General features: G+C 39.6%; 11 protein-coding genes (1 of these 11 only partly in view). All 11 read right to left on the bottom strand.

Features of this window, described 5'->3' with window-relative positions; genetic code table 11:
• A protein-coding gene (locus OZX68_02325) for a sucrose-6-phosphate hydrolase (protein ID WEV61102.1) crosses the window boundary here: on the bottom strand, positions 1–1139 show its 5' portion. It extends 307 nt beyond the left edge of the window; 1139 of the gene's 1446 nt are visible here — the first part of the coding sequence; its start codon is at positions 1137–1139; the stop codon falls past the left edge of the window.
• Positions 1140–1167: 28 nt separating this feature from the next.
• A complete protein-coding gene (locus OZX68_02320; protein ID WEV61101.1) occupies positions 1168–2445 on the bottom strand; it encodes an MFS transporter in 1278 nt (425 codons plus the stop codon).
• A gap of 198 nt (positions 2446–2643) precedes the next feature.
• Positions 2644–3099 (bottom strand): DUF2798 domain-containing protein, encoded by a 456-nt coding sequence (locus OZX68_02315; GenBank protein ID WEV61100.1) that lies wholly within the window; start codon positions 3097–3099, stop codon positions 2644–2646.
• Positions 3100–3249: 150 nt separating this feature from the next.
• The gene (locus OZX68_02310; GenBank protein ID WEV61099.1) at positions 3250–3582 is read right to left on the bottom strand and encodes a metal-sulfur cluster assembly factor; all 333 of its coding nucleotides are present in this window, start codon (positions 3580–3582) and stop codon (positions 3250–3252) included.
• Between the two features lie 41 nt (positions 3583–3623).
• Complete coding sequence (gene rpoD, locus OZX68_02305) at positions 3624–4739, bottom strand: RNA polymerase sigma factor RpoD (GenBank protein ID WEV61098.1); 1116 nt, start codon at positions 4737–4739, stop codon at positions 3624–3626.
• Positions 4740–4749: 10 nt separating this feature from the next.
• On the bottom strand, positions 4750–6561 hold the full coding sequence (dnaG, locus tag OZX68_02300; protein WEV61097.1) for a DNA primase: 1812 nt from the start codon (positions 6559–6561) through the stop codon (positions 4750–4752).
• A gap of 143 nt (positions 6562–6704) precedes the next feature.
• The gene (locus OZX68_02295; GenBank protein WEV61096.1) at positions 6705–7682 is read right to left on the bottom strand and encodes a 4-hydroxy-3-methylbut-2-enyl diphosphate reductase; all 978 of its coding nucleotides are present in this window, start codon (positions 7680–7682) and stop codon (positions 6705–6707) included.
• 92 nt (positions 7683–7774) lie between these two features.
• A complete protein-coding gene (locus OZX68_02290; GenBank protein WEV61095.1) occupies positions 7775–9019 on the bottom strand; it encodes an FtsW/RodA/SpoVE family cell cycle protein in 1245 nt (414 codons plus the stop codon).
• Positions 9020–9130: 111 nt separating this feature from the next.
• Positions 9131–9277, bottom strand: a complete 147-nt coding sequence (rpmG, locus tag OZX68_02285) for a 50S ribosomal protein L33 (protein ID WEV61094.1) — start codon at positions 9275–9277, stop codon at positions 9131–9133.
• 101 nt (positions 9278–9378) lie between these two features.
• The gene (gene coaE / locus OZX68_02280) at positions 9379–9984 is read right to left on the bottom strand and encodes a dephospho-CoA kinase (protein ID WEV61093.1); all 606 of its coding nucleotides are present in this window, start codon (positions 9982–9984) and stop codon (positions 9379–9381) included.
• Positions 9977–10822, bottom strand: a complete 846-nt coding sequence (mutM, locus tag OZX68_02275) for a DNA-formamidopyrimidine glycosylase (protein WEV61092.1) — start codon at positions 10820–10822, stop codon at positions 9977–9979. The genes coaE and mutM overlap by 8 nt, the downstream gene beginning before the upstream one ends.
• Positions 10823–10853 lie beyond the last annotated feature (31 nt).

Below are 10853 nucleotides of genomic sequence, written 5' to 3'. Positions count from 1 at the left end.
TCATCCTGTAAATTAAGCTCAAATGATCCTTCTGTTTTAAAGTCAGCCCTAATTTCAGCTGTGTTTGTTTGTCCCTCAAGGAGGTTAACTTCTGTTGAGTTAATTGAAGCCTTAACTAATTCTTCAGTTCTTAGGTCTTTAATTTCTCGAACAGGTTTCATGAATAGTCTGTCCCCGTGGAGGCTTAATTCCCTTGGGAAGGTTAGAGCTCCAGCCCATCCGTCAGCTTTTTCTGGCATATCACTTTCCCACATAGCCATCCAAGCAAAGACTAAACGGCGTCCATCAGGTGCAAGGGCAGTTTGAGTTGCATAGAAGTCGTGACCAAAATCAAGTTCTTTGAATTCACCACGGTTAAACTTGTGGTTTTCATCCATTTTACCAACGAAGTATCCTGTTTGGAAAAGGTTACGGTATTTTTCATCCTGAGCCTTAATTCCTTGAGGCGATGTTAGAAGGATGTCTTTACCGTCAATTGTAAAGAAGTCAGGACATTCCCACATAAATCCTTCTTTTTCAACACTTTCAGCATAGCTAATGTCTGTTAGGTAAGTCCAGTCGATTAAATCTTGTGATTTGTAGATGATTACTCGTCCAAGACCTTCTTTGTTTTGGTTTCCAAGAACCATGTAGAAGTCTTCGCCCTCTTGCCAAACTTTAGGGTCACGGAAGTGGTGAGTGCTATCTTCTGGTGCTGATGAGATTACTGGATTTTGGGCAATTTTTTCAAATTTAATTCCGTCTTCAGACACGGCTACGTTTTGGTTTTCCCAGAAGTGTTCAGGGTCTCCGTCTCCGTAGTAGTGGTGACCAGTGTAAACTAGGTAAAGTTTATCGTCTTTAACGATTGCTGAACCTGAGAAGCATCCACCTTCGTCAATTCCTTCAGTATCTGGAGCTAATGCAATTGGAAGAGTTTCCCAGTGGATTAAATCACGACTTCTTGCATGTCCCCAGTGCATTGGTCCCCAGTTTTCTGAGTATGGGTGGTGTTGGTAGAAAATGTGGTAGTAACCTTTAAAGTAGCAGAATCCATTTGGATCATTAATCCAGCCATTTGCTGCGGCTACGTGGTAACCCAAGCGGAAACGTTCGTCAGTAATTTGTACAAATTCTTGCGTTGTTGTAGTTGTTGTCATCTTTTTCCTCTTTCTTTTCTTATAATTTTTAATCTGCTAAAGGTTGACCATTAACGTCTTCATTATCACCTTTTAGGATGAAGAATCCGTAAACAGCTGCTACTAAAACAATTAGTGAGATAATTTTAAAGGTTCCACTGTAACCGATGTGGTCTCTAAGCATACCTAGTGGAGTTGATAGGATTACCTGTCCAATTTGGGCTGCCACTTGGAAACCAATCATATAAAGAGTTGCTGATAGTTTTGTATTGAAATGAAGGGTGAAATATCTAAAGATAGATAGGGTAAATAAAGGTACTTCTAAGGAGTGAAGCATTTTGATTCCTGACACGGCAATGGGATTAGTTACAAATCCACAAAGACCGATACGTAGGAACATGATTGTAGTTCCTAAAAGGAGAGTTTTTCTTACCCCAATTTTTTTCATAAGGATTGGCACAAGACCTAGCATGATGGCTTCAACGAAAACTTGGACACTATTAAGGGTTCCGTAGGTTTTTTGACCAATGGCATCTGTAGAAAATAGATTGGTGTAGAAATCAGGGAACATCTGCTGGTCGAATACATTGTAGAAGGTCCATGAGAACATTACAAAGAAAATGACCTGCCAAAGCATAGGAATTTTTAAAAGTCCAAATGTATCTTTAAGTTTTGGTGATGAATTGTCATTTTTTAATTCATCAACGGCTTTGACTGCTTCTCTTTCTTCCTTTGGTCGCCAAAAGATTAAATCAAGTAAAAGTCCAACTCCAATGATTGACCCACCCCAGAAGTTAAGTTGGGGATTTTTTACAAATAAGAAACCGGCAACTAGGGCTGATACGGCATATCCAAATGACCCCCAAGCCCGTGCTTGACCATAGGCAAAACCAAAGACCCTAGAGAATCGCTCGGTCGTTGCCTCTAAAATACCTACTGCAGAAAGGTAGGCTGCTGATAGGAAGATTGCTCCTACCCAAGCTCCAATCATGAAATGATTTTGAATCAAAGGGGTATAGACATAGATGAAAAATGGTGCTATAAGAGCTGATAAAACGGCATTAAAGATGAGTAGATGCCTTTTAATAAAGAGCTTGTCCTGGATTGTCCCGTAGATGAACATAAGGGTTAGACTAGCAACTGAGTTGATTGAGAAAATGCTACCAACCTGACTTCCAGATAGCCCGAGACCGTTACTCTTAGATGTTAACCATAGTTGGAAAAAACTCCACCAGATTCCCCATGATGCAAAGAATAGGAACATGGTAGTCGAACTCTGTAAATAAGATGGATTTTTTAATTGATTAAAACTTTTCGACACTTTCATAATAAATAAACTTCCTCACGTATGTCAACCGGTTAATATATAGGCCAAAAAAATATTAATCTAGTTGATTATTTTTTTAGAAAACGTTTTCTTTAAATATAGAATATACTAATCCAGGTTATATGTCAACCGATTAACTTAAATTTGTAAAATATTTAATTAGATTTTTTTATAAGAAAAAAAGGATCATCGATCCTTCTATAAGATTCCTTGTTTTTTAAGACCAGTAAGCAGGGTGCGCGAGATGGGACCGACCACTACTAATTGTAGGGGCAAGGCCATGATGAAATTCATAATCCAAGCCTTGAGGTAGCTGTGAATATTAAGAGATGAAAGGCCTGCTTCAAGGACTAGGCCAAAAATCGACATGAAAGATACCATTCCAAGAACCATACAGGTTGAGATTGAAAGGATAAGTTGGATTTTTTTATTTTTATTAACAAAAGGTAAATTGAAGGCTACTTTTTTAGCAATAGGTCCTACAACTACCACATCTAAGAAAAAGGCCACAATAAAACCTGGGACAAGACCCACGAAAAAATTGCCCATGGTCAAATCATTGTGTAAGGATAGGTTGTAGATGCTCATTCCTGTGACCATTAAAAAGCACATAATAACTGTAAAAAAGATTCCTTGTTTTTTATTTTCTGGCATGTAATAACTCCTTAAAATTTTTATTATTTTAAACAACCTTGCCAGTCTATCATAAAAAAATTTTCCTCGTAAGTTACTTTTTGGTTACAGAATAGATGCATATTATCAAAAATCCACCCCTACTTCTGTTCTGTAAGGGTGGATTCTTATTTATCTAATCCCTAGAGCAATACGAGCGTAGCGGCTCATCTTGTCAACAGTCCAGGCTGGATACCAAACTAGTTTTACTTCTGATTCGGTAACTTCTGGAACTTCTTTTAGGGCGTCATGAATCTGATCAGTTAGAATATCAGCCAGAGGGCAACCCATAGTTGTTAGGGTCATCTTAATTTCTGTGAAGCCGTTGTCTTCAAAAGAAATTTCATATACAAGGCCGAGATTGATAATATCAACCCCAAGCTCTGGGTCAATCACTGATTCAAGGGCAGTAAGGATTTTATCCTTGATTGCTTCAACTTCTTCTGTAGTATATTTATCAGCCATTTTATTTTCTCCTTTGGATTATAGCCTTTATCAGGTAAAAATTATAGGAAGTCCTTAAGACGTTTGCTGCGGCTTGGGTGGCGTAATTTACGAAGGGCTTTAGCTTCGATTTGGCGGATACGCTCGCGGGTAACGTCAAAGACCTTACCTACTTCTTCAAGGGTACGCATTTTTCCGTCATCAATACCAAAACGCAGGCGAAGAACATTTTCCTCACGGTCAGTCAAGGTATCTAAGACTTCGTCAAGTTGCTCACGCAAGATAACACGAGTTGTGTGGTCAACGGGATTTTCAATAACCTCATCTTCAATGAAGTCACCAAGGCGGCTATCATCTTCTTCTCCAATTGGTGTTTCAAGACTTACGGGTTCTTGAGCAATTTTAAGAATTTCACGCACCTTGTCTGGTGCCATATCCATCTTTTCCCCGATTTCTTCTGGGGTTGGTTCGCGGCCCAAGTCTTGAAGTAGTTGACGTTGGATGCGGATCAATTTGTTGATGGTTTCAACCATGTGGACCGGGATACGAATGGTACGAGCCTGGTCTGCGATGGCACGAGTGATGGCCTGACGAATCCACCAAGTCGCATAGGTTGAGAATTTGAAACCTTTAGTATGGTCAAATTTTTCAACAGCCTTCATAAGACCCATGTTACCTTCTTGAATCAAATCAAGAAACTGCATGCCACGGCCCACATAACGCTTAGCAATACTTACAACCAAACGAAGGTTGGCTTCAGCTAGACTTTGCTTGGCAAATTCATCACCAGCTACAATAGCCTCAGCAAGAGCTGTTTCTTCTTCCATGGTTAAAAGAGAAACACGGCCAATTTCCTTAAGGTACATACGAACTGGATCATCAATCTTAACACCAGCTGCAGCTGTTAAATCCTCATCTGACTCTTGGCCAAGTTTTGGATCATCCTTAAGGGCCATTGAGCTTGGATTACCGTCCTTATCGACAATTGAAATTCCAGCATCTTGAACCCTTTGAAGGACATCATCAATCTTATCAGCTTCAAGCTCTAAACTTGCCACTAAATCTTTAGTTAGGACATCATCAACAACAATTCCTTCAGCCTTGTGGGCACGGATAAAGTTTGCGATAGCAATATCAACACTTGTTACATCTTTTTTTACATTTTTCTTAGTTGTCAAATTTATCTCCTTAATCTAAAAGTTTCTTTTGTTTTATAAACTCTAGGGTAAGTTCCATTTCTTTTTCTAAATTACCAGCCTTTTTGGCTACATCCAGCTGTCTTTTCAAGTCCTCAAGCTTTAAAAGTTTATTTTCCCTAATAAATGTTTTAAGAACATCTTTTATCTCTTCCTTGGCTAGCTGCTTGGGTAAATTAAGGGACTTCATCTGATACCACAGATTGGATAAGTCCTCTGGTAGGCTGTGGACCAACTGGGTTTCATCGATTCTTTCCAAAGACATATACTGAAGGATTACTGCCTCAAAGAGCTTCTGGTAATTTTTATGCCTAAAGGAAAAATCCTCATCATCCATTATTTCGTTAAGCAAATAAGGATGGGAGATCAACCTTTGAAGCAGGTATTGCTCTGTTCTTTCTAAACGAGTAAGCCTTGAAGTCTGGTCTCCTTCAACAAGATTAGCCGGACGACTTATCGCTTGTCTCTTAACATTTTGTGGCCAGTTCTGCTGGGCTCCACCATTAATTTGATTTGCATTCTCCTGCCTTCTAACTAATTCCTCAAGTTTTTGGTAGTTAAAAGTTGGTAGAAGACCTTCCAGTTTATTAAGGTAGGCACTCTGCTTGGCTGTACTTAATTCACTAGCAATCAAAGGAATAATCTTATCTAAAAAATTACTCTCTTCATCAAGGCTTGCCTGGGGTAAAGGTTTTAGGTAGTCGATTAAAAATTCAACCTCACTCACCTTTCCCCTTTCCATAAGATTTTTAAGGGCACCTGGATATCTTTTTTCATACTCATCGGGGTCTAGATTGTCAGGAATCTGTACAATCTGAACCTTTTTACCAGCCAAAAGGGAAAGTGATTTGTAGGCTGCATTCTGTCCTGCCTTATCCCCGTCATAAAGAAGGATAAAATTACTGGCAGTTCTTTCGAGTTTTTTAACATGATGACTTGTAAGGGCTGTACCCATGGTTGCTACCACATTAGCTACGCCAGTCTTATAAGCAGCTATAACATCCATAAAACCTTCCATCAGATAGACTTCCCTAGATTTACTAATAGATGCCTTGGCCCTATTTAAATTATAAAGTTCATAACTTTTGTTAAAAATAGGGGTTGCTGGGGAATTCTTATACTTGGCTTCCTTCTTGTCAGCTGCCTGCTCCGTCCAAATACGACCAGAAAAGGCAATAATATGATTGTAATCATTGGCCAGGGGAAACATTATCCTATTACGAAAGGAATCAAATATTTTATTCTCCGTAAAAGTAAAAAGACCTGACTCAGATAAGACCTTCTCTTCAAACTTATTGGACAAAAACTGATATAAAAGATCAGCTTCATTTGGAGCCAGACCGATTCCAAATTGTTCTATTATCTGGTCATCAATTCCTCTGGCATAAAGATACTCCTTGGCCTTTTTTCCAGCCTCAGTAGAGGTGAGAACCATGTGGTAAAATTTGCTGGCCTGGGCGTGAATATCAAGGAGACTTTGATGGGGATTTTCCCGTCTAGTTTCTTCTTCAAACTCCAAATTTATTCCAGCGTATGCTGCTACTTCCTTAACGCTGTCTAAAAAACTTATCTGCTTGTAGTCCTCAAGGAATTTTATGACATCTCCTGACTTACCACAACCAAAGCAGTGATAGAACTGCTTGTCTGAATTTACATTAAAACTCGGGGTTTTTTCACCGTGGAAGGGACAAAGACCTAAATAATTCCTACCTGTCTTGGTCAGGGCTACGTATTGAGAAATAACATCTACAATATTAACACTCGATTTAATGACCGCAATCTCTTCTCGGTCAAGTTTTGCCATATTTATCACCTCCTAACCAAAAAAGGGCACAAATAACCAAATTCTATTATACCACAAAATTAAAGTTAGTAAAGGAAAAACATCTTGAGCCTCGTCGAAGGAAAAAAGTCAATCCCCTAAGCTAAAGGATTGACCCAAATAATTTATTGATTTTGCTCCCTTAATTTTTCAAGCCTTCTTTGTCTTTTTTTGGTAAGGTCCCTAACGCCACCACGGGGCAGAATGTCTTCAGATTCAACCTTACTTTCTTCCTTTTGCCCCTCGTAAGTTTCAAGGAAATTAATGACCTCACGCACCACCGCTGTCGGAGTCGAAGCCCCAGCCGTTACTGCTATTGTTTCCACACCTTCAAGCCATTCAGGCTCAATTTCACTGACATCAGCCACTCGGTAGGCAGGAACGCCTGCCTGCTCCTTGGAAACTTGAGCCAGGCGGTTACTATTATTACTTCTTGGGTCACCAACAACTATGGTTAAATCGCAACCCACAGCCTGCTCGGCTACAGCCCTTTGACGTTCATTGGTCGCCTGACAGATATCCCTATGAATTTCTGCTTGCGGGTATTTCTTTAAGGTGGCATTCATAATATCTTCAACATCCCACATGCTCATGGTTGTCTGATTGGTTACAAAAATATCACCTTCAATCTCCAAATCAGCAATTTGAGCTTCCTTTGAGATTAGATGAATCTTTGTGTCTGAAATCCCAAGAACTCCTTCAGGTTCTGGGTGGCCTTCCTTACCAATATAGATGACCGTCTTTCCATCTTCAATCTTCTTGCGAACAATTTCATGGGTTATTAAGACATCAGGACAGCTGGCATCGATGGTTACAAGCCCCTTTTCATCAGCCTTCTTTCTGACCTGATCACTTATACCGTGGGCCGTAAAAATAACTGTTCCTGAGTCAATTTTATCAATTATCTCCAAGCGATTGTGACCGTCAACAGTCTTAATGCCAATACTTTCAAAGGCACTTGTCACATGGGCATTATGAACAATCATTCCAAGAATATAAATAGGCCTTGGTAGGGATTCATCCATGGCCACATTTTTTGCAATAACCATGGCGTCAATCACCCCGTAGCAATATCCCATGGGGGTTATATGTTTAATTTTCATCTTCATTCCTCTTATGTTTGAAAAGCCCATTTTAGCCATTATTGGCTAAAAATTCAAGAACTTTCACTTGCAATAAAAAAGAAAACCTATAATTAAGATTCTCTTTCTTCAAATTCTATTTCACTTAGTAACTCTTCTTGCATCTCGTATTGTTCAGCCAAGGTAACCAGTTCCCGTCTTTTTTCATCAGCACTTATGTTTAAAACAAAACCAACACCAACTGATAAAATCAAAAGACTGTTTCCTCCCTGAGATAAAAAGGGGAAGGTCACTCCTGTTTCTGGAATCAAGCCAGACAAACCACCAACATTAACAAAGACCTGCATGAGGAAGAGTGCTGCTACTCCAATACACATCATTGAATTAAAGGGGTCCTTAGATTTAATACCCACCTGCATGATTCTTAGGATTAGGAAGAAGAGGAGGGCTAGGATGACAAGGGCTAGGATGAGACCAAATTCTTCGATGACAATTGAGTAAACAAAGTCCGTTGAGGCTTCCGGTAGATAACCTTTCTTTTGGACGCTGTTTCCTAAACCTCGACCAAACCAACCACCATTACTGATGGCATAATAGCTATTTGCCATCTGGTGACCAGCATCGCTCACGTCTTCAAAGGGATTTAAGAAGGCGATTAACCGCTTATTGATATAGGCAAAACGGCTAAGGGGACCACCAAATAGATTCCCACCTGTAAGCTTAAGAATCAAATAACCAAAGAAGAGGCCACAAGATCCAAGTAAGAAGGCCATATTAAACCAACCCTTACTTATACCACTTGAAAAAATCATAACAGCCACAATTCCAAAAATCAAGATTAGATTCCCCATATCAGGCATCATCCCAATCAAAATGGCACTCAGTAAAAATTGACCCAACCAGCCACCTTTAAAGGCACCTTTAATATCTTCCTGGTAAATTTCATCCTGGTTTTTGGCAAAAGTTGCTGCCAACTGCCAGACAATTAGTATCTTCAAATACTCAACGGGCTGGACAGAAAACTTACCAATAAGAATCCACCCATGGGCCCCGTTAACTTCTGGTGCAAAGAACCTGGCAACTATCAAGAGACCAATTTCAGCCCACATGATAAATTTTATCAGGCCAGTATTACGCAAAAAGCTTAATTTCAAATGATAAAGAATATAGATTATAATCAGACTCAGTATCCAAAATATGGTCTGGGAGATGACCTGTGCAGCTGGATTTCCCCCAGCGTCAACCTGCAAGGGGGCAGTCGTTGAGTAGACAACAACTAATCCAATAATCGATAGAACGAAATAGGGGATTAGGATTGAATAATTTACAAAATTTCTTTTTTTTAGTACGGTTTTCATCGGAACCTCGGTTTATATCTTAATAAAATAACTGTCTCCAATTGTACCACTTTTCAGGGCTAAAAAAAAGAAGCTAACTGAGCTTCTTTTTACTTATTGACCTTAAGTTTTTTAGGCTTCCTCGTGAATGGTCACCTTTCTTTCCTTGGGGCAATACTTTAATACCTTAACTTTTTCAGGATGGCTACTCTTATTTTTACTAGTAATATAGTTTTTACTAGCACATTCACTACATCTTAAGTTTATCTTTACACGCATCTAAAATCTCTTTTTCCAATATTACTTATACTTAGATTAACCAACTGATAATCAGCCAACCCAGCTACTATACTTTTAAAGCTCCGTCTTGTCAAGGCTAGTCACAAGGATTTCAAGAGATTTTCGACCTGCACCTTGGTCATGTCTACAGAAGCTGAGTTGTCTATAATCCTGTCAGCAAGCTTCCTTTTTTCTTCAAGGGGCATTTGACTATCAATTCTTTTTTGGGCTTCTTTTGCACTCAAATTATTTCTTTTCATAAGTCTTGCAAGTTGGATATCTTTAGGAACATAAACCAACCAAACTTGATTAAAATAGTCGTATTTGCCTTCAAAAAGCAAGGGAATATCCATAAAAATGATACCCTGACCCTTATTATTTATCAGATCTGCTTCTAAAAGTTCCTGCCTTCTTTGGGACAGATTTTCCCTTATAATCTTATTTTGGATTAGGGATATTTTTTCTAGTCTTTTTTTATCCGCAAAAACATAGTCGGATATCTTCTTACGATCAAGCTCTCCGTCTTCCTGGATAAAAGATGGACCTAGCTCTTTTTTTATCACCTGATAAAGGGCTTGGCCCTGTTTTTGCAGGTCATGGACCACCTGATCGGCGTCAATTACCTCATAGCCCAACTCCCGTAAAAAACAATCCACTGTTGATTTTCCACAAGCTATCCCACCTGTCAAACCGATAACCTTAGTCATTTGTACTCAACTCCCTTAGACTGGGCTGGCAGTGGGGACAAAAGTGGGTCCCCCGGCCTGAAAGCTTGAATTTTTCAATGGGCGTGCCACACCTAGGGCAGGGAAGGCCGACTTTTCCGTAAACCTGCAGCTTGTCCTGGTAGCTTCCCTCGTCACCCAAGGCATTCTTATAGGTCCTAATGCTACTTCCCCCAAGCCTAATTGATTCCTCTAAAACTTCAATAATGGCCTCTCGAAGGGCAGCAATTTTTTCACGAGGAATGATGTTAGCTGGGTCACCTGGGAAAATTTTGGCCAGCCAAAGAACTTCATCCACATAGATATTTCCAAGACCTGCTACAAGAGTTTGGTCTAACAAATAGGGTTTGATGATTTTTTTTGACTTATGGAGCTTGTGGTAAAAATCATCGAGTTTAAAATCATTTGGAGTAGGTTCTGGTCCAATTTTTTTGGCTAAAAAGTAATTACCTAAAGCCCCTTCATCCATAAGTTCCATGGTACCAAACTTCCTTACGTCCTGGTAAACCAGGGTTGACCCATCATCAAAGCCAATAAAGACATGGTAGTGCTTGTTGAAGGGCACCTCACCTTGGTATAAATTGTATTTGCCTTCCATCCTTAGGTGGCTGATAACAACATTGTTACTTAGTCTTAGGATAAGGTATTTTCCCCTACGACCGACTGACTCAACGACTTGACCAATCAAGGCCTCTTCAAACTCTTCTGCCCCTGTGAGAATCATCCTGGGGTAGGCAAGGCTAACCGAGGTTATTTTCTTCCCTCTGACAAGTCTTTCAAGCCCCCTGCGTACATTTTCAACTTCTGGTAATTCTGGCATCCTACTCTTTCCTCCCTGATTATTTATGCTA

This window comes from Streptococcaceae bacterium ESL0729 (assembly GCA_029391995.1).
In the GTDB taxonomy this organism is placed as follows: Bacteria; Bacillota; Bacilli; order Lactobacillales; family Streptococcaceae; genus Floricoccus.
The sequence above is the reverse complement of the archived record's forward strand: the minus strand, read 5'-3'. Positions and strand labels throughout refer to the sequence as shown.

What these genes read in the sequence shown, in the direction of transcription:
- OZX68_02320 (WEV61101.1), bottom strand. Translation starts at nt 2,445, where the DNA reads ATGAAAGTGTCGAAAAGTTTTAATCAATTAAAAAATCCATCTTATTTA.
- OZX68_02315 (WEV61100.1), bottom strand. Translation starts at nt 3,099, where the DNA reads ATGCCAGAAAATAAAAAACAAGGAATCTTTTTTACAGTTATTATGTGC.
- OZX68_02310 (WEV61099.1), bottom strand. Translation starts at nt 3,582, where the DNA reads ATGGCTGATAAATATACTACAGAAGAAGTTGAAGCAATCAAGGATAAA.
- dnaG (WEV61097.1), bottom strand. Translation starts at nt 6,561, where the DNA reads ATGGCAAAACTTGACCGAGAAGAGATTGCGGTCATTAAATCGAGTGTT.
- OZX68_02295 (WEV61096.1), bottom strand. Translation starts at nt 7,682, where the DNA reads ATGAAAATTAAACATATAACCCCCATGGGATATTGCTACGGGGTGATT.
- OZX68_02290 (WEV61095.1), bottom strand. Translation starts at nt 9,019, where the DNA reads ATGAAAACCGTACTAAAAAAAAGAAATTTTGTAAATTATTCAATCCTA.
- rpmG (WEV61094.1), bottom strand. Translation starts at nt 9,277, where the DNA reads ATGCGTGTAAAGATAAACTTAAGATGTAGTGAATGTGCTAGTAAAAAC.
- coaE (WEV61093.1), bottom strand. Translation starts at nt 9,984, where the DNA reads ATGACTAAGGTTATCGGTTTGACAGGTGGGATAGCTTGTGGAAAATCA.
- mutM (WEV61092.1), bottom strand. Translation starts at nt 10,822, where the DNA reads ATGCCAGAATTACCAGAAGTTGAAAATGTACGCAGGGGGCTTGAAAGA.